The following is a 17,968-nucleotide window of genomic DNA, read 5'->3' as shown; positions in this document are numbered from 1 at the left end:
TTAGTCTTGAGCGTTTTCCAATCGAGAATTGGCAATATCCAATGCCGCAAATATGGCGGTACGCATGGACCCTTCATCGGCTTGATCTTTTCCCGCAATTCCATAAGCCGTGCCATGGTCTGGTGAGGTTCGGACGAAAGGCAATCCTGCTGTAAAATTCACTCCTGTCGAAAAGGTCAAACTCTTGAATGGAATCAGCCCTTGATCATGATACATGGCCAATACAGCATCAAACTTATGATGCTCGCCAGATCCAAAAAAACCATCTGCAGGAAATGGACCCATTACGATTTGTCCTTTTGACTTAAATTCTTCAATGGCTGGACGTATGATTTCAATTTCTTCCTGACCTAATAAACCGTCTTCTCCAGCATGAGGATTGAGCCCTAGAACGGCAATTTTTGGCTTGGTAATTCCAAAGTCTTGTTTAAGAGACTTGGTCATCATTTTGAGTTTTTTGGCGATGGCCTCTTTTGTGACAGCGGCTGCTACATCTTTGAGTGGAATGTGTCCAGTCAGTACACCTACTCGCATAGTATCCGAGATCATGAACATCAAACTCTCCTTTGAGCCAGCTTTCTCTGCGAGGTATTCAGTATGTCCAGCAAACTTAAAGTTGTCATTTTGGATATTGAGTTTGTTTATCGGAGCCGTTACCAAGGCGGCAATTTTACCATCCTTAAGATCGTTAGTTGCAGCCTCCAACGATTTGAAAGCATACTTTCCGCCTACAGCATTATCTTGTCCAGGATTGATGTCTACTACATCTTCCCAGCAGTTGAGTACATTCACTTTGCGATGATAGGGTTTGGACAAGTCGTTGATCGGAGAGAAATTAAAGTTGTTTCGACCCAGTTGCTTTCTATAAAACGAAAGTACTTTTGCCGAACCATAAATTATTGGTGTGAGGTGGTGAGTAATCTTACTGTTTTCCAGTGCTTTGATTATCACTTCTGGGCCAATCCCATTGATATCACCCATGGTGATTCCAATGAGTGGTTTTTGTTTATGGCTTTTAGATTCTTTGTCCATGTCTAATGTCAAAATTTAATGATCCGCTTCCACTGTTTTGGTTTTAGGATCACCTACATTTAGGTATGTATTTAATGAATTATTGATTGCTAATTTAGTAGGAATACATGAGATACACCTAGTGATCTCTCGCCATCCTAAGAATCAATTAAATTATAAAGTATAACTGAAAACTAGATCGGATTCTAGATTAATCATTGCATAAACTATGGCCGGAGTTAAGCCCAAGAAGCATTTAGGACAACACTTTCTGAAAGATCAAAACATCGCGAATAACATTGTGAAAGGCTTGTTCGATGTGACAGACCCTAAAGCGGTGTTGGAGGTAGGGCCAGGTACAGGTGTTCTTTCTGACTTGATGGTGGACAAAGGTATCAAACAGTTAGTATTGATGGATTTGGACTCGGAGTCAATTGATTACCTCAAAAACCGATACATAGGTAAAGAAGTTGAGATTCAGTTTACGGATTTTTTAAAAAGTGATTTTAAGGGGATTTTCAATGATCAACCTTTGAGTATCATAGGCAACTTTCCTTACAATATTTCCTCTCAGATATTTTTCAAAGTCCTGGAGAATAGAAATCAGGTGAACTATGTGGTAGGAATGATCCAAAAAGAGGTGGCAGAGCGTATTGCTTCCAAGGAAGGAAATAAGACCTACGGCATTTTAAGCGTGCTGCTACAGGCCTATTATGACATAGAATATTTGTTTACCGTACCTCCTAATGTTTTTAATCCACCGCCCAAAGTGGACTCTGGTGTCATCAGATTGGTTAGGAACAAGGTGAAGCAATTGGACTGCGATGAAGTACTCTTTAAACGAGTAGTAAAAGAAGGATTCGGAAAGCGACGCAAAACCTTGCGAAACGCCTTGAAAGGGCTAAATTTGCCCGAATCCGTACAGCAAATGGACGTGCTAAATAAGCGTGCTGAGCAGCTTTCAGTAGCGGATTTTATCGAATTGACTAAACTAATACAGGGTCATGATTGAACACATGGAGTTTGAACTGTCGAAGGAGTATCTCGAGCGATTTACAGAAGCGGTAGATGCTAAGGAGGCAGACTTTGTCACTTCTACCCTCGATGGCGTCAACCCTGCAGATATCTCTGAAGTCATACGTGAGCTGGATGCGGAACAAACCAAGTTTGTTATCGATTTGTTGGATGTAGAAATTGGTGCTGAGATCATCGTCAATCTAGAAGAAGACCGCCAATCCTTATTCCTCGAAAATTTCACAGCAGATGAATTAGCCACTTTCGTGGACCAGATGGACTCTGATGATGGCGTGGACGTTATCAATGAGCTTCCTATTGAAAAACGTGAGGAGGTTATTGCTTCGGTTGAAAATGAAGAGAAAGCCGGATACATCCTGGACCTGCTCCGCTATGAAGAAGATGTAGCTGGTGGATTGATGGCGAAGGAGATGATCTGCGCCAATCTCAATTGGACCATCCAGCAGTGTATTGAAGAAATTAGAAAGCAGGCCGAAAATGTAGAGAAAATCTACTCCGTATATGTGGTAGATAACGATGGAAAACTACTCGGTCGGGTTGCTCTTAAAAAAATTATTCTTTCTGAGCCAGACGCCCTGGTGGCTGACATATACGAAGATGATATCGTTTCTGTTGGCACACATGCCGATGAGGAAGAAGTGGCGCTAACCATGCAGAAGTATGACCTGGAAGCTTTGCCGGTCGTTAATGTAAAAGGCAAATTGGTTGGTCGAATCACCATTGATGATGCCATGGACGTCATCACCGAACAGGCCGAAGAAGATCGCCAAATGATGACAGGTATCTCGGGTGACGTGGAGGAAGATGACACCGTTTGGGTCTTGTCCAAAGCTCGTTTGCCTTGGCTTGTGATCGGTTTAGTGGGCGGGTTACTTGGCGCTAAATTTATTAGTCTGTTTGAAAAAGATATTGCACTCATCCCAGCGATGGCATTTTTCATTCCACTCATTACAGCCACGGGTGGCAATGTCGGAATTCAATCATCCTCGATTGTAGTGCAAGGTTTAGCCAGTTACAACGCCTTTGAAGATACGTTACTCAAAAAAATGGTGAAAGTGCTTTTTGTGGCAGTGGTCAACGGTATTATTCTGGCGCTGATCGTTTTTGGGATTGTCATTTTCTCTACTTCGGATCAAGCGATGGCGGGCACTGTGGCGATTGCTTTGTTTAGTGTAGTCTTGCTAGCATCATTTATGGGAACCATTACTCCGCTGATATTAGATAAAGTAGGGATTAATCCTGCCATGGCTTCAGGGCCATTTATTACCACGGCCAATGACCTTCTGGGTCTGACGGTCTATTTTTTAGTTGCACACTTCTTATACGGTTTTTAAATCCATGTCCAATAAACGCATTTTAATCATCGACGAAATGCATAAAAGCATTTCTCCTTTGTTGATAAAGGCTGGCTATGAGCCCAACTATAAACCTGAAATTACTCGGGAAGAAATTACCAATCACCAAGACCAGTTTGTTGGTTTTGTGGTGAGAAGCAAAACCAGCATTGACCAAGAATTACTAGAAGGCCAAAAGGAGCTGAAATTCATCGCACGAGCTGGCGCAGGAATTGATCAGTGTGATGTGGATTATCTAGATTCAAGAAATATTGAATTGCTCAATGCACCCGAGGGAAATCGGGATGCGCTTGGCGAACATGTAGTAGGCATGCTGCTTTCCTTATCCAATAATCTTCGCCATGGAGACATGGACGTAAGAAACAAAGTGTGGGATCGTGAAGGCAATCGGGGATTTGAAATCAGCGGAAAGACCGTTGGTTTGCTTGGATATGGCAACATGGGAAGTGCCGTGGCAGAAAAACTAAGTGGGTTTGGCTGTCGCGTCATTGCTTTTGATAAGTATAAGAAAAAGTACGGCGATCTATATGCCGAGCAAGTGGCAATGGAAGATATTTATGAACAGGCGGATATATTTAGTCTCCATGTTCCGCTTACCGACGAAACCAAAAATCTGGTTGACCTCACTTATCTCAAGAAATTCAAAAAGCCGATCGTCTTTATCAATGCTTCGAGGGGAGAAGTGGTGCCGCTCAAAGATTTGCTCACTGCCATGAATGATGGCACGGTTCGTATGGCTGCATTGGATGTGTTGGAAAATGAAAAATTACATTTCTTGACTAATGCACAAGCCGAAACATTCAACCAATTGATCAAAGATGATCGGGTGCTTTTTTCGCCTCACGTAGGTGGCTGGTCATTCGAGTCATATCAAAAGATCAATGAAGTATTGGTTGATAAAATCAAACACTTAAACCTGACCGATGGAGAATAAGAAAGGATGGATAGGGAAACTGTTGACTGAATTTATCTCAGTCGTTTTCGCCGTGTTATTGGCTCTTGGTCTCAATCACTGGAGAGAAGCCAATAATGATCAAGAACTTGCTGAAAGAGCGCTATTGAATATTTTCCTTGAGGTTTATACTAATCAAAAAGATGTTGCCGATGAACGGTTGACTTACCAGGAACGTTTGAAGGAGGTAAAAGTCTATAAAGATTCCTTTGACAAGGGCGAGCCCATGAAATATTCCTTAGGATTCAATATGCCAATGCTCAGTGATGCAGCTTGGAATGTGGCTAATTCCACTGGCGCCATCAAAGATTTTGACCAAGACCTCCTGCTGGAACTGTCCAGCATTTATGCATTCCAAAACATGTTTCAGCGCAATGGCATGGAATATATGCAACACATGAATACGGTGGAGTTCAAGAAATCCGAAAATGCCAAAGCCATTGTAGACTCGAACTATGGTCAGCTCAAGACCTTCGAAAATTGGAGTTTGATCCTTTCGGATACTTACTTATCATTTATAAAAATTTACGGACCGAAATATCAGGAGCTGTTGCCGGATAGTGTTATTTTTGATTAAAGGGTCAGTTTAATTGTATTAATTAAAAAGGAATGAAAATTTCAACTTCGATTTATATATTAACAATTTCATTAATGGCGATGGCTTGTAAGTCAAATGAGTCAATTAATGGGAGTGAAGTGGTTGCTGAATTTCCATTAAACGTAGGTAATTCATGGACCTATAATTGGACAGCGAGTAATGAAGATATCTCCGAAAAACTAGAGCATCGAGTAATTAATATAAAGATCATTGGAAGGGGAAAAGTGGATGGGATTGAAACGTACGAGTTTGAGACTGTTGAGGATCAAGAACCAGAACTTGTTTCAATCCATCATTATTTTCAAGATGCACAAGGGTTGAACTTGTTGGCTTATAAGATTTCGGCAATTACTGATGCTAATGCAAGAAGCTTGAGACAAATGGGAGTTGGGCTTGCTAGTCCTTGGCTGTTGGCGGATGGGGTTGTACTTTCAGACGATTTGATCCTAGAAAATCCGCCAAAAAATATTTTTAATTACCCGTTGGAAATTGGTAAAGAATGGTCTTTATGGCTGAATGATGGTGTAGAAATTGCCAATAAAACTGTTGTTAGTTTTGAAGAGGTTTCAGTACCTGCAGGAATATTCAATTGTTACAAGATTGAATATTCAGGACCTTGGTATGAGTCCAATCAGCTAAAAGCCATCGAATATGTATCGAATATTGGATTGGTTAAAAGAGTAATTACTTCAGAGGTGAGTCTTACAGATATTGACGGGAATGATTTAGGAACTAAAGTAGGAAGCTTTACTATTGAATTGGAAGATTACAATATCAAAAATTAAAATATTTGGGAATTGAATTGAACGATTTAAATTGCTTCAAATCCACTCCAACTCCTCTCTAGTCAATTCTGAATTTTCATTCTCACCAGTATTCACAGTCGAAGCCGGCTCAAACATCATCACCCAGGCTTCCTCCTCTGCGCTCGGCTGGTGCAGAACACCTTTAGGCACTACGATCATTTCGCCTTCATCTAAGGTTTCTGTTCGGTCTTCGAACTTGATCTGAATCTGGCCTTTTACTACTTGAAAAAGTTCGTCTTCATGATCATGTTGGTGCATATCGAAGCTGCCTTTGAACTTGGCGATTTTCACCAGTTGCCCATTCAATTCACCGATGATCCGTGGATGCCAGTAGTCATTGAATAAGCTGAATTTTTCTTTGAGGTTTATCTTGGTCATGCTTTTCTGATTTTTAATTTGTCATTTCGACTGGAAGGAGAAATCTTATCAACAACCCATGCAATTGTTTAGATTTCTCACTATCGCTTGTTAGTCGACAGGCTCGCTCGAAACAACAGAACGATATTATTCTGTTTATTGACAACAAAGCCAATTATATTAATCGAGATATTCGTTTATTTGTTGCAAATCATTCAATCTATTGGAACACGCCAAAGACATACTGAAAAAATACTGGGGTTTTGACGCTTTCCGGCCTTTGCAAGAGGAGATCATCGACTCGGTTTTGGACGGGAAGGAAACCTTGGCACTGCTGCCAACAGGCGGAGGAAAGTCTATCTGTTTTCAGGTACCTGGTTTGATGTTGGAGGGAATGTGCCTGGTCATTTCGCCATTGATCGCACTCATGCAGGATCAAGTACAGCAGCTGAAAAAAAGAGGTATATCAGCAGCCGCTGTTACTTCTGGCATGCCCAAACGTGAGATTGATATACTGCTAGATAACTGTGTGCATGGCAAGGTCAAGTTTCTATATGTTTCGCCAGAACGATTGAAATCTGATCTATTTATCGAAAGATTGAAAAGGATGAATGTCGGCTTATTGGCAATTGACGAGGCGCACTGTATTTCGCAGTGGGGATATGATTTTCGTCCGTCTTATGTAGAGATTGCATCTATCTACGACTATTTATCGGATACTAAAAAAATTGCTTTGACGGCAACAGCAACAGCTGATGTGTCAAAAGATATTTGTGAGAAATTGGTCTTCAAAGAACCAGCAATATTCCAAAAGAGCTTTGCAAGAGCCAATTTGTCTTATTCCGCTTTTGAGCTAGAAAACAAAGGACCTAAGTTGATCGACATTCTAAACAATGTGAAGGGATCGGCGATCGTCTATGTGAAAAGTCGATTGGAAACTCAGAACATAGCCAAATATCTCTATCAGCATGGGATCTCTTCGGATTTCTATCATGCCGGTTTGGATCCAGTTACTCGGAGTAAAAAACAAGAAGAGTGGATCAAAAACATTCGAAGAGTGATGGTGGCAACCAATGCTTTCGGGATGGGAATTGATAAACCAGATGTGCGGGTGGTGGTGCATTTGGACCTTCCTGATTCGCTAGAAGCATACTATCAGGAAGCTGGTCGTGCTGGCCGCGACGAGCGAAGTGCCTTTGCCGTTTTACTATACAATGCTTCTGATTTGTTTCGCCTGAGCGAAAATGAGAAACACAGAAACCCTACGTTGGATTATGTGCAAAGGGTTTACCAGGCCATTGCCAATTACTTCAAATTGGCTACTGGAAGTAGTCAATGGCAGAGTTATGATTTTGATTTGAAGCAGTTTGCTAGTACCTACCAACTCAACCCAAGGGAAGCTCATTTCTGTATTCAGAAATTGGAAGAGATGGGTTTACTTTTAGTAAGTGAAAGTTTGAACAAATCCAGCACGGTCAAGTTTGCACTGGATGGCAATGAAGTGTACAAATTCACCATATCAAATGGAGCTTATGAGTCAGTCATTAAGGCTATGCTTCGTCTCTACGGTGGTGGTCTCTATGCTGACTTTATGAATGTGTCTGAGTTTGAAGTAGCCAAACTGAGCAAGCTGTCTAAAAGTGAAGTGACTAAAAAACTACAGCTCTTAGAACAACAAGGAGTGATTGTATATGACCCCATGAAAACGTTACCACAGTTGACATATCTGACACCGCGATTGGAAGTATCAAAGCTGAAAAAATACTACAATGAAGTAGCTCCGAGACACAAAGTCATCAAGGAAAAAGTAGAGGCTATGAAATCTTATGCCACAAACAAAGAAGGCTGTCGTACACGGATATTTCAGGAATATTTCAATGAGAAAACTTATCTGAATTGTGGGGTTTGTGATGTTTGCATCAAAGCGAAGAAACAAGAAAAGTTGATAGCGGCTTTAGATCAGACCAAGACTGAAATCATTGCGCTATTATCATCGGGAACTACCTATATTGACGAACTGAAAGATGCGGTAGAAGTCAAAGGTGATTTTGTTTTTACAGAATCCATTCGCATGTTGATTGATGAGGGCAAGTTGAAAATGATCGGTTATGACCAGTTGGAACTAATTTAAACTAGGAATTGGCTATCCTTGCGACACATTAATTAAAATCAAATGAAAAATTTCTTAGTAATAATTGTGGCTTTTTTGTGTTTCCAATGTGAAAATAAACCGCAAGCCGAAGAAAAAATATTCACCATTTATTTAGTCCGTCATGCCGAGAAGGATACTGCTAGTAGCTCGAATGATCCAGCTTTGACGATATGTGGATTGGAGCGATCCGAGCAGTTGGCAGAGTTATTACAAGCTGTAGAATTGGAGGCTATTTATAGCAGCGACTATGTGAGAACCCGAGATACGGCTCAGCCATTGTCTGAGGCAAAAAGTATAAATATTCAAATGTATGATCCAAGAGAATTACCTGCTTTTTCAAAGCTACTTTTGGAGCGAAAGGAAGATGCTTTTGTAGTGGGGCATAGCAATACAACAGGCGTTTTAGCAGGCCTGCTAGTTGGCGAAGAATTGGAGCCATTTGATGAAAGTATTTACAATCGAGTCTATCAGGTGGTATTTTGCAATAAAAAAGGAAGACTGCACTTGTTGCATACTTCGTTTAGTTGTGAGTAAAAACTGGAGGAATTGAAGTGATCAGATTTCCTGATTTATAAATACTATTTTGTCCTTTCTATGGTGAACTGTACCAGCTGTTCTAGTGACTGTCGGGCAGGAGAGTCAGGAAATGTTTTGAGCATTTGAATGGCATCCGTGTGATAGGTATTCATTACATCAGTGGCATAAGCAAGACCCTGTTTCTCTTTCACAAAATCAATGACCTCATTCACCTTTTTTGTATTCTCACTATGTTTTTTGATGATCCGCTTGATGCTGCTTTTTTCTGAACTTGTGGCTTGGTTGAGCGCATGAATCAAAGGCAAGGTCATCTTCTTTTCGCGAATATCAATACCTAAAGGTTTGCCAATTTCTTGAGTACCATAGTCGAAAAGGTCATCTTTGATCTGGAAAGCCATACCTACTTTTTCACCAAATTCACCCATCGTTTGGACAGTGACTGGGTCTGCGCCTGTAGAAGCAGCACCTACCGCACAACAAGCCTTGATCAAACTGGCCGTCTTCTGGCGTATGACTTCGTAATAGACTTCTTCTGTAATGTCCAGCTTCTTGGCTTTTTCCATTTGGAGTAACTCTCCTTCACTCATCTCTCTGATGGCTTCTGAGACTAATTTGAGCAAATCAAAGTCTTCATTATCAATAGACAACAACATGCCTCTGGACAGCAAAAAGTCTCCAACCAGAACTGCAATTTTATTTTTCCATAGTGCATTTACAGAAAAGAACCCTCTGCGATACGTAGAGTCATCTACCACATCATCATGAACGAGGGTAGCCGTGTGTAAAAGTTCGATCAGGGATGCGCCACGATAAGATGCTTCAGAAACCTGGCCAGTAGTCGCAGCGCTTAGGAAAACAAAAAGCGGACGCATTTGTTTGCCTTTTCGTTTTACGATGTAGGCCATGATTTTATCCAAAAGCATCACGTTGCTTTTCATGGACTGTCTGAATTTTATTTCAAATTCAGCCATCTCATTGGCTACAGGGGATTGGATGTCTTTTATTCTAAGCGCCATTATTTGCCCGCAAATTAATACAACATGGGGTTAGACTGAAAATAAATAGAAGGTTCTTCATAATTATTTCAATAATGAGATTAGGATGTTGATATTTGGTTTTAGACCAAGGCTAAATGATGATAAAAAAAGAACTCATTCTTACTTCGAAACACAAAGAGCGACCGTTTAATATAGATTTCAGATATGTGCCTGATGGTAAACAAAAACCTGTGATTCTCTTTGTACATGGCTTTAAGGGATTTAAAGATGCCATGCATTTCAATATGATCGCAGATCAGATGGCTGAATCTGGGTTTGTTTATGTAAAAATGAATTTATCTCACAATGGCGTAACTCCTGATCACCCTCAAGAATTTGTTGACTTAGAAGCATTCGCTAATAACAACTTCAGTATCGAACTCGATGATATCAAAGTTGTTATTGATCTGATCGCTCAAGAAGGATTAGCTATTGAATCGAAAGAAATCGATTGGACTAAACTTTATTTGTCTGGACATAGTAGAGGAGGTGCGGTGAGTATATTGACAGCTTGTGAGGATATAAGAATTAAAAAATTGGTAACATGGGCAGCAGTACCTGATTTGGAAAGGTTTTGGTCTGCTAAATTTCTAGAAGAATGGAAAGCGAAAGGAGTACAGTACATAAAAAACATGCGCACCAATCAAGATATGCCACTCAATTATCAAATGGTGGAGGATTTTGAACGTACACCAGAGCGATTTAGAATTGGAAGTCAAATGACCAAATTGGATATTCCATTTTTGGCTATACATGGTGATGCAGATGAAACTGTACCTGTGGAGTCGCTGTTGGTGTTAAAGAGTTTTTACCCTTCGGTTGAAGCACTGCGAATCGCTGGAGCGGGTCATACCTTTGGCGGTAAGCATCCATGGTTAGAAACTGCCTTGCCTGAGCACTCTCAAATATTGGTTGATCGAATGATAGCTTTTTTAAAACTAGCCTGATGCTACCTGTTTTATTGAAATGTTATCTGGGTAAGAGTGGTGATGCTCGCAATATGCTTGTTTTATATGATCGAACATTGGTCGTGATTTTCAAAGGAAAGAGAATGGATTTTCCATTGACTTCTATCAAAGGGCTCGTGATAAGCAGGAAGAAATTGATCATTCCATTGGTGATAGGAGGAATAGGCACTTGTTTCTCTTGGTTGGCCTTGTCATTAGGATGGTATCATTATCAAACCAATCTTTTTTTAGTTTTTCTGTTTTTTGGATGGATGTATTATGGATTCCTTGGCAAGGATGGATTGGAATTATTAGAAGGCAAGGAACGGCATGTTTTCTTAATTAAGGCTAATCATTTTGTATTGAATACCTTTTTGAAATTCTCAAAGGAGCGTATGTTTCAAACGCCGCCTCAGAGAGAATCTATCAGTTTTCATTTGGCCAAAAAAACAGATTGGGAAGCTCAGGATCAAAGCACGTTGTACACTCATCCATCATTAGATAGCGAGGGGTTCATTCATACGTCTTACTTGTCGGAATTGAAAATTTCGTATGAAAAATATTTTCATCCAGAAGATCATTTGGTTTTGCTGGGCATAGATTTATCTAAAGTTGAACCAGACGTGAAAATCGAAGAAGTGCCTTCGCGAGGTGCACTATTTCCTCATGTTTATGGCAAATTGAATAAGTCGGCAATTGTATTTCTTCGTACGATTGAATCGGCTCAAGACCTTGATATTAAAACTATTGAATAGAATTGTCGTAATATTGCGATTATGGGACTATCTAAAACGGAAAAATTCACAGCACATCAAAATGAATTGGCGATTATGTCGAAAGCTTTGGGGCACCCAGCTCGAATTGCCATTTTAGAGTATTTACTTAAAGCCAATACGTGTATTTGTGGTGACATAGTAGGAGAGTTAGGCTTGGCTCAGGCGACTGTGTCACAGCATTTGAAAGAATTAAAAAATCTTGGAATTATCAAAGGTAATATTGAAGGCACGAGCACTTGCTATTGTATAGATTCAGATAAGTGGGAATCCATTTCAGATAGTTTCTCCCATTTTTTTGCTCAAAGAGCGGCTTGTAGCGATGACGGTTGTTGCTAATCTATTTTTTCTTTTTAGGAAGTTTGTCTTGAATAAGCTCTAACGCCGCATGAGCTTTGTGGTCTATTCCGGCCTTATAGGGATGCTTTTTATACGACATTGCTTTTTCGTAATAAAACTCAGCTTTCTTATAGTCTTTTCTAGATTCATAGATGTAGCCTGTGTACAAGCAGGCTGAAGGGGCAAAATACCAATTCTCCTTGCCTGCTTTTTTTATGGCATTAAGGTAATTGAATATAGCATCTTGATCTTTGCCAGTTTTATCATCCAATCGACCATAACGATAAAAGTATTCGGACTCATCTTTTTTGTCAGCCAAAGATCCTTGCTGTATGTTTTTTAGAGCTTGATTGGCCAGTCCAAAATAACCGCCATCTGTTGCTAGCCTTGCTTTCATTAGTAATGGGTTGGGGTAATTGTCTTCTTCTAAAATACTATTTGCATTTCTATCGGCTGAAGCAAAGGTACGACCCGAATCTTTAGCTTTATTCCAATGGATTTCGGCCATCTTTTCATTACCCTCTAGCCAGTAGCTCAGGAAGATCTTAAACCAAGTATCCTTGATGTAATTTGTTCCTTGGTATTGATTTAAAAATTTAGATAAATGATATCGAGCTAACGGATATTGCTGTTTTTGCATATATATATCACCCAGTTTGTAGTATACATTGTCAATGTGATGATACTCTGCGCTTGTAAATAGTAATTTTCGCAAATTGGGGAGTGCTTGTTCACTTTTGGCGTATTTCACTAATGCAGTATTGTATAGGTAGTTGACGATCAAATTGTCTTTGTGCGATTTTTTTAATTCATCCAATAAGGTGAGTGTTTGCTTCTCTTTGTTGAGAATATTGATTGCGATCAAGGCTTTGATTAAACCTGTTTCCAGCCAATAGGGACTGTCTGGTTGGATTTTATTGAGCTCATCCCAACCGAGGATAGAATTTCCTTTGATCCCAAAGAATTTCAAAATCCAATGATAACTCTCAGGCACTACTGCAAACAGCACATGCAATGAGCCATAGGCCTTATAGTTGGCGACAAAGTCAGGGTGTTTTTCAATGTTTTTCTCGATATAGTTGTAGGCTGTTTTCAGAGACATACCCGCTTTCATGTCTTCTTCAAACATGATTTTCACTATTGCCCATTGAATTCTTATTTCGGCATTGTAATACCTATAATGAGGATCGGATTCTTCCATTTCTCTAAGACCATCCAGATTGTCCTCTTCACTGTCTTCATATTTTTTAAAAAGTTTGGGGTCTTCTGAGATCAAAATCTCAACCACATCTGCCAGACTTTTTACATAATGATAATGGCCGAGTTGTGCATGATTAGGAATGACTTGATTTAGTTTGGCTCTGCCACTTTCAATCTTCAATTTTAGGACATCATGATAGGCATCATAAATTTCAGGATGATCTTTGATGCTTTGAGCTTCAGTGTCGTGAAAAGTAAGAAAGGCAAAAAACAAAAAAAGGTGAGACATGCTCACCTTTATAAATATCATATGTTTTTGAAGTGCCTTCAAATCAGCTTATTTCTTTGCAGCTGCTTTTCTTCTTGTTCTTGTAGGCTTTTTCTCTTCCACTATCACTTCCTCTACGTCGGCCAATACTCTTCCGCAGTGCTCGCATACAATCAGCTTTTTCTTTTCTCTGATCTCCGCTTGCTTTTGTGGAGGTACGATGTTGAAACATCCACCACATGCATCTCTCTTCACTGGCACTACAGCCAATCCGTTTCTTACGTTCTGTCTGATCTTGTTGTAAGACAAAAGCAAACGCTCTTCAATGCCTTTGGATGCTTTCTCTCTTCCTTTGAGCAATTTATCTTCTTCTTCTTGACTTTCAGTAGTGATATTGTCTAATTCACCTTTCTTGCTGTCAAGATCTTTTTTTCTTTCTTCAAGGGCATTCTTAGTATCAGCAATCTCTTCGTTTTTGGCTTCGATATTAGCATAAGCCTCTTTGATTCTTTTTTCTAGAATCTGAATTTCCAACTGCTGCAATTCTACTTCCTTTGTGATTGCATCATACTCTCTGTTATTTCTAACATTCATTTGCTGCTCCTCATATTTGGTTATGAGTTTCTCAGCATCTTTGATGGCAGTTTTGTTATTAGAAATAGCCAACTCCAATTCTTCGATTTGGCTGTTGTGATTGTTCACCCTAGTTTCGTATCCAGCAATCTCATCTTCGAGATCCATCACTTCCTCAGGTAAAGCCCCTCTGACTTTAATTAATTCATCTAATTGTGAATCTATTGACTGTAATTTTGTAAGAGCTTCGAGCTTTTTTGCTACCGTACTTTCCATGTATTTTAAAAGTATTTTATAGGATTTGTATCCACCTCGGATAAATTGAGTGCAATATTAGCGAATTTTTCTTTTAAAAAATTGCAAATCAATTCTTTTGTAAACACCTCACTTTCATAATGTCCAATATCTGCAATTATTATTTTTTGTTCGGCATCAAAAAACTCATGATACTTAAAATCTGCCGTAATGAAGATGTCAGCACCCGAGCGTATAGCATCACCTAATAAGAAACTCCCTGAACCACCACAAACGGCAATTCTTTTGATTTCATTTTTATGAAATGACGTGTGGCGAATCACCTTTAGATTGAACCTGTCCTTCAAAAGTTGCATGAATTCAAGAATGGGCATAGGTGATTCTAATTCTCCTACCATACCTGATCCCACTTCTTGATTTTCGTTCTCCAGGGCTGTCAAGTAATAGGCTACTTCTTCATAAGGATGAGCTTTCTTTAATGCTGCAACGACTTTGTTCTTAAGATGAGAAGGGAAGATGCCTTCTATTCTTATTTCATCTACTAATTCGCGTTCATTGGTCTTTCCAATGACAGGTCTGGCTTGTTCATTTGGGCGAAAAGAACCAGTGCCTTTGATCTGAAAACTACATTGATCATAGTTACCTACGTGCCCTAATCCGGATTGATAAAGTGAATCAAGAACTGACTGTGCATCTTGAGTCGGAACGAAGGTGACTAGTTTGCTTAGAATGTTAGTTTTTGGTGCCAAAGTTCGGCCGTTGTTCAGTCCGATACGTTCACTTATCATTCGATTCACGCCGGTATTTACGTTGTCTAGATTCGTGTGAATACTGAAAATAGCAACATCATTTTTTATAGCCTTGATTATCGTACGCTCCACATAGTTTTTGCCAGTAAAGGATTTGAGGCCTTTAAAAACTATCGGGTGATGTGCGACTATCAAGTTTGCTTTTTTATCAATCGCCTCTTGAACTACTTCTTCAGTACAATCCAGACTCACTAAGATACCAGTAAGCTCAGAATTTGGATCTCCTGTGATTAGTCTGGCGTTATCATAAGATTCCTGATAAGCAGGTGGTGCCCAGTGATTAAGTGCTCCAATGATTTCATTTATCTTCATAGTTCTTAAATATAAGAAATGTCAAGTTTAGCTATTGCTAAATTAATGAGCCAATGGGACCGAATTACTACTGACCAGATTAATTTTGATGCATGATCGCAAAATGGAAATATATATGGCTGCCTTTAGCTGCTTTGAATTGGTGCAGAGGGTGGCTGAAAAATCGACTTTTTGACATGGGCGTATGGAAGTCTGTGGAATTTGAAGTTCCTGTTATCTATGTAGGTTCATTGGCGACTGATTGTACGATTGGGCTATCAAAATATGTTCAAGATTTGTTGGGAGGCGCCTTATATGTGAATAAGTATCGTTTGTCTGAATATGGGATTGAAAAAGAAGAATCGTTGAACTATTGCACCAAATTATCAGAGGAAAGGGCTTTTAGCGCGAGTCATAAAGTGCTTGGGCTTTCTGAATGGTATCAAAATCATCCAGATACATCCGCATTTATTATGGATGGCGATTTTGCCAGAAATGAAATAAGACCTCACTTCCGTGTAATGGTCATGGATTTTAAACGTCCTTTTTTTAATGACGAGTTTTTCCCAATAGGAACGCTTAATGAGTCAAAAAAAACAGCGAAAACAGCCGATATAGTAGTTGTTGTTGAAACACCAGAGAAAGCAAATTGCGACGAAATGGAAAATGAAATGCGATCCTTCTTAAAAGATGGAGCTACAGTTTTCTTTATTAAACATTCTATAGATTCATTAAAGTCATATAATTCAGCGGATAAAATAGAATTTATATCAGATCGTGATAACTTTGAGCGCTTGATTTTAAACATCTTGCCAAACGCAAATCTGGATAGTGAATAGATTACTCTTTTTCGTTTTAGTATGCTTGTCGTCCCAAAGCTGGGCACAAATTCTAGATGATAGTACTGTGCTAGTCTACGGTCCTACTACATCTAGGTATATATATGAAAGTGATCTCAAGCATAGTGATACGTTGTACCACAATATTGATACAGCTATTCATAACTTAGAACGGTTTGAGTTTAAGGACAAAACAGAAACCATCTATCAAGACCTAGGCAACAATGGAACTGCCATGCGGCCGATTTATTATTCAGAGTCCAGCACTATAGGTCGAACTACAGGATTTGATTCCTATGAACCGTATGTAAAGCAAGCAGAGGACTTCAAATATTACGATACTAAATCACCTTTCATGGAGCTAAATGTTGCTTTTGGGGGAAAAGGTAGGAATGTTGTAGATTTCAACTTTTCAAGAAATATCAATGCGCAATGGAATGTTGGGTTTGATGTGCATAAAATCTCATCTTTTAAACTGGTGGGTTCTACCTCTTTGCGAGAAACTCAAGTTTCAGGAACCGGAGTTGATGCCTATACTTTTCATAGTTCCAAAAACTCCAAGTATCACTTGATGTTTCATGCCTACAAGTTTGAGCATAAAGCCACGGAGTCTGGAGGGATAGTGGTGGCTGATGATGCTGAGGAAAGGGATTATTTTCAGTATCAAGATTCAGATGTCTATTTGCGTACCGCAGCCAGCTTCGATACTCGATCAAGATTTCATTTGTATCAAGAGTATTCTGTGGCAGAGTTTTTTGAAATCTATGCCGTCGCCAGTCGCACCAACATTGAAAATAATTTTGAAGACACAGACTTGACTACTTTGGAAGATGGGACTACTCCTTATTATTACGATGATTTTCTTATTCGAACGGATTCTACGTTGGATGCCTCACTTTTTAATGAATGGCGAGTCGAAGCAGGATTAAAAGGAAGAGTAGGCAAACGTATATTTTATTCAGGTTTTGTGAAGCGAAGAGATATTGATTTTAATTATAGATACCTAGATACATTTGGGCATACTGCAGAAAATTACATTGGAGGAGATGTTAAAATCTATGTGACAAAAAGCAATTCGTTGAGTGGAAAAGTAGAAGTAATGGATGGAGGGCAATACTACTTTTCTGGAAAATATGAAAACAACTTTTTGAAGGCACAATACACTTCAAGAAAATATTTACCGTCCTTCATGTCAGAAAGGTATTTTGGCAACCACTATGAATGGTCGAATAGTTTTGAGGATATTTTGTCAAATACGATCTCTGGTTCACTTTTTCATGCCTTTTCTTTTGTTCGCTTAGAGCCTGAAGTGAAGATTTCAACCCTCGACAATTATGTTTATTTTGGTGAGGATAAACTGCCAGCTCAAAATTCAGCAGTTGCGTTGGTCAATAACTATTCATTGAAATCAGATTTCTTTCTGGGTAAGCACTTCAAATTAGAAAACAAATTGATTTTCAATAATGTAGCAGGTGACGGTGCGAATGCGATTCGCACCCCTGATTGGAACTATTTAGGTAAGTGGTATTATGACAATATTGTATTCAATGAATACATGGAAATGCAAGTCGGGGTTAACCTTCGATGGCAATCCGCTTATTACGCCAATGCCTATGATCCAGTTACTCAGCAGTTTTATATTCAAGATGATTTTGAGGTAGAATCTTTCTGGACTGCAGATTTGTTCTTCGTCATGAAAGCGAAGAAGTTGGCACTTTGGGCCAAATTCAAATACCTAAATCAGAAAAAGGAAGATGGGTATTTTGAAACGCCTTATTATCCAGCTACCAGAAAAATGATAGATTTTGGATTGAGGTGGCATTTTTATGATTAA

18 protein-coding genes are annotated in these 17,968 nt (G+C 39.4%); 12 read left to right on the top strand and 6 right to left on the bottom strand.

The window, feature by feature from the left end:
• Positions 1 to 1,032, bottom strand: coding sequence for a 4-hydroxythreonine-4-phosphate dehydrogenase PdxA (pdxA, locus tag ABJH98_RS11840; protein ID WP_348307891.1), 1,032 nt, complete (start codon positions 1,030 to 1,032; stop codon positions 1 to 3).
• 208 nt (positions 1,033 to 1,240) lie between these two features.
• On the opposite strand from pdxA, the gene rsmA reads away from it, so the two are divergent.
• Genes rsmA through ABJH98_RS11815 form a run of 5 tightly spaced genes read left to right on the top strand, consistent with a single transcriptional unit; the run spans position 1,241 to position 5,736 of the window.
• A complete protein-coding gene (rsmA, locus tag ABJH98_RS11835; protein WP_348307890.1) occupies positions 1,241 to 2,023 on the top strand; it encodes a 16S rRNA (adenine(1518)-N(6)/adenine(1519)-N(6))-dimethyltransferase RsmA in 783 nt (260 codons plus the stop codon).
• Positions 2,016 to 3,380, top strand: coding sequence for a magnesium transporter (gene mgtE, locus ABJH98_RS11830; RefSeq protein WP_348307889.1), 1,365 nt, complete (start codon positions 2,016 to 2,018; stop codon positions 3,378 to 3,380). Before rsmA ends, mgtE begins: the two co-directional genes overlap by 8 nt.
• Positions 3,381 to 3,384: 4 nt before the next feature.
• The gene (locus ABJH98_RS11825; protein ID WP_348307888.1) at positions 3,385 to 4,335 is read left to right on the top strand and encodes an NAD(P)-dependent oxidoreductase; all 951 of its coding nucleotides are present in this window, start codon (positions 3,385 to 3,387) and stop codon (positions 4,333 to 4,335) included.
• Positions 4,325 to 4,930: a hypothetical protein gene (locus ABJH98_RS11820; RefSeq protein ID WP_348307887.1), complete on the top strand. Its 606-nt coding sequence runs from the start codon at positions 4,325 to 4,327 to the stop codon at positions 4,928 to 4,930. The genes ABJH98_RS11825 and ABJH98_RS11820 overlap by 11 nt, the downstream gene beginning before the upstream one ends.
• Positions 4,931 to 4,962: 32 nt before the next feature.
• Positions 4,963 to 5,736 carry a hypothetical protein gene (locus ABJH98_RS11815; protein ID WP_348307886.1) on the top strand — a complete coding sequence of 258 codons (774 nt, stop codon included), beginning with the start codon at positions 4,963 to 4,965 and terminating at the stop codon, positions 5,734 to 5,736.
• Positions 5,737 to 5,772: 36 nt separating this feature from the next.
• Here ABJH98_RS11815 and ABJH98_RS11810 read toward each other — a convergent pair whose 3' ends face one another.
• Positions 5,773 to 6,135: a cupin domain-containing protein gene (locus tag ABJH98_RS11810; protein ID WP_348307885.1), complete on the bottom strand. Its 363-nt coding sequence runs from the start codon at positions 6,133 to 6,135 to the stop codon at positions 5,773 to 5,775.
• 202 nt (positions 6,136 to 6,337) lie between these two features.
• Between ABJH98_RS11810 and ABJH98_RS11805 the strand changes: the two genes are divergently transcribed.
• Both ABJH98_RS11805 and ABJH98_RS11800 read left to right on the top strand, forming a co-directional pair.
• Entirely contained in the window at positions 6,338 to 8,245 is a 1,908-nt protein-coding gene (locus tag ABJH98_RS11805; RefSeq protein WP_348307884.1) for an ATP-dependent DNA helicase RecQ, read from the top strand.
• Positions 8,246 to 8,287: 42 nt separating this feature from the next.
• A complete protein-coding gene (locus tag ABJH98_RS11800) occupies positions 8,288 to 8,800 on the top strand; it encodes a phosphoglycerate mutase family protein (protein ID WP_348307883.1) in 513 nt (170 codons plus the stop codon).
• A 44-nt stretch (positions 8,801 to 8,844) separates the two neighbouring features.
• On the opposite strand, the gene ABJH98_RS11795 is transcribed toward ABJH98_RS11800, so the two are convergent.
• Positions 8,845 to 9,819, bottom strand: coding sequence for a polyprenyl synthetase family protein (locus ABJH98_RS11795; protein WP_348307882.1), 975 nt, complete (start codon positions 9,817 to 9,819; stop codon positions 8,845 to 8,847).
• 116 nt (positions 9,820 to 9,935) lie between these two features.
• On the opposite strand from ABJH98_RS11795, the gene ABJH98_RS11790 reads away from it, so the two are divergent.
• From ABJH98_RS11790 to ABJH98_RS11780, 3 genes are read left to right on the top strand one after another with little or no spacing between them, the layout of a single operon-like run.
• Positions 9,936 to 10,787 (top strand): prolyl oligopeptidase family serine peptidase, encoded by an 852-nt coding sequence (locus tag ABJH98_RS11790; protein WP_348307881.1) that lies wholly within the window; start codon positions 9,936 to 9,938, stop codon positions 10,785 to 10,787.
• Positions 10,787 to 11,542, top strand: coding sequence for a DUF952 domain-containing protein (locus ABJH98_RS11785; RefSeq protein ID WP_348307880.1), 756 nt, complete (start codon positions 10,787 to 10,789; stop codon positions 11,540 to 11,542). The genes ABJH98_RS11790 and ABJH98_RS11785 overlap by 1 nt, the downstream gene beginning before the upstream one ends.
• Positions 11,543 to 11,563: 21 nt before the next feature.
• Positions 11,564 to 11,899 (top strand): metalloregulator ArsR/SmtB family transcription factor, encoded by a 336-nt coding sequence (locus ABJH98_RS11780; protein ID WP_348307879.1) that lies wholly within the window; start codon positions 11,564 to 11,566, stop codon positions 11,897 to 11,899.
• A gap of 1 nt (position 11,900) precedes the next feature.
• Here ABJH98_RS11780 and ABJH98_RS11775 read toward each other — a convergent pair whose 3' ends face one another.
• Genes ABJH98_RS11775 through ABJH98_RS11765 form a run of 3 tightly spaced genes read right to left on the bottom strand, consistent with a single transcriptional unit; the run spans position 11,901 to position 15,316 of the window.
• Entirely contained in the window at positions 11,901 to 13,409 is a 1,509-nt protein-coding gene (locus ABJH98_RS11775) for a hypothetical protein (protein ID WP_348307878.1), read from the bottom strand.
• A gap of 27 nt (positions 13,410 to 13,436) precedes the next feature.
• A complete protein-coding gene (locus tag ABJH98_RS11770; RefSeq protein WP_348307877.1) occupies positions 13,437 to 14,216 on the bottom strand; it encodes a C4-type zinc ribbon domain-containing protein in 780 nt (259 codons plus the stop codon).
• Between the two features lie 5 nt (positions 14,217 to 14,221).
• Entirely contained in the window at positions 14,222 to 15,316 is a 1,095-nt protein-coding gene (locus ABJH98_RS11765; protein WP_348307876.1) for a Nif3-like dinuclear metal center hexameric protein, read from the bottom strand.
• 92 nt (positions 15,317 to 15,408) lie between these two features.
• Here ABJH98_RS11765 and ABJH98_RS11760 point away from each other — a divergent pair, with 92 nt between their 5' ends.
• Positions 15,409 to 16,134 (top strand): tetraacyldisaccharide 4'-kinase, encoded by a 726-nt coding sequence (locus ABJH98_RS11760; protein WP_348307875.1) that lies wholly within the window; start codon positions 15,409 to 15,411, stop codon positions 16,132 to 16,134.
• Positions 16,127 to 17,968: a putative porin gene (locus ABJH98_RS11755; protein WP_348307874.1), complete on the top strand. Its 1,842-nt coding sequence runs from the start codon at positions 16,127 to 16,129 to the stop codon at positions 17,966 to 17,968. The genes ABJH98_RS11760 and ABJH98_RS11755 overlap by 8 nt, the downstream gene beginning before the upstream one ends.

Source organism: Reichenbachiella sp., assembly GCF_039969095.1.
Lineage (GTDB): Bacteria > Bacteroidota > Bacteroidia > Cytophagales > Cyclobacteriaceae > Reichenbachiella.
Note: the sequence above shows the minus strand (reverse complement) of the source record. Positions and strands in the feature narration are given on the sequence as shown.

Bases quoted from the DNA above. Each gene is read 5' to 3' on its own strand.
- ABJH98_RS11765 (WP_348307876.1), bottom strand. From the start codon at position 15,316: ATGAAGATAAATGAAATCATTGGAGCACTTAATCACTGGGCACCACCT.
- pdxA (WP_348307891.1), bottom strand. From the start codon at position 1,032: ATGGACAAAGAATCTAAAAGCCATAAACAAAAACCACTCATTGGAATC.
- ABJH98_RS11780 (WP_348307879.1), top strand. From the start codon at position 11,564: ATGGGACTATCTAAAACGGAAAAATTCACAGCACATCAAAATGAATTG.
- ABJH98_RS11770 (WP_348307877.1), bottom strand. From the start codon at position 14,216: ATGGAAAGTACGGTAGCAAAAAAGCTCGAAGCTCTTACAAAATTACAG.
- ABJH98_RS11795 (WP_348307882.1), bottom strand. From the start codon at position 9,819: ATGGCGCTTAGAATAAAAGACATCCAATCCCCTGTAGCCAATGAGATG.
- ABJH98_RS11815 (WP_348307886.1), top strand. From the start codon at position 4,963: ATGAAAATTTCAACTTCGATTTATATATTAACAATTTCATTAATGGCG.
- ABJH98_RS11810 (WP_348307885.1), bottom strand. From the start codon at position 6,135: ATGACCAAGATAAACCTCAAAGAAAAATTCAGCTTATTCAATGACTAC.
- ABJH98_RS11775 (WP_348307878.1), bottom strand. From the start codon at position 13,409: ATGATATTTATAAAGGTGAGCATGTCTCACCTTTTTTTGTTTTTTGCC.
- ABJH98_RS11820 (WP_348307887.1), top strand. From the start codon at position 4,325: ATGGAGAATAAGAAAGGATGGATAGGGAAACTGTTGACTGAATTTATC.
- ABJH98_RS11760 (WP_348307875.1), top strand. From the start codon at position 15,409: ATGATCGCAAAATGGAAATATATATGGCTGCCTTTAGCTGCTTTGAAT.
- ABJH98_RS11785 (WP_348307880.1), top strand. From the start codon at position 10,787: ATGCTACCTGTTTTATTGAAATGTTATCTGGGTAAGAGTGGTGATGCT.
- rsmA (WP_348307890.1), top strand. From the start codon at position 1,241: ATGGCCGGAGTTAAGCCCAAGAAGCATTTAGGACAACACTTTCTGAAA.
- mgtE (WP_348307889.1), top strand. From the start codon at position 2,016: ATGATTGAACACATGGAGTTTGAACTGTCGAAGGAGTATCTCGAGCGA.
- ABJH98_RS11790 (WP_348307881.1), top strand. From the start codon at position 9,936: ATGATGATAAAAAAAGAACTCATTCTTACTTCGAAACACAAAGAGCGA.
- ABJH98_RS11800 (WP_348307883.1), top strand. From the start codon at position 8,288: ATGAAAAATTTCTTAGTAATAATTGTGGCTTTTTTGTGTTTCCAATGT.
- ABJH98_RS11825 (WP_348307888.1), top strand. From the start codon at position 3,385: ATGTCCAATAAACGCATTTTAATCATCGACGAAATGCATAAAAGCATT.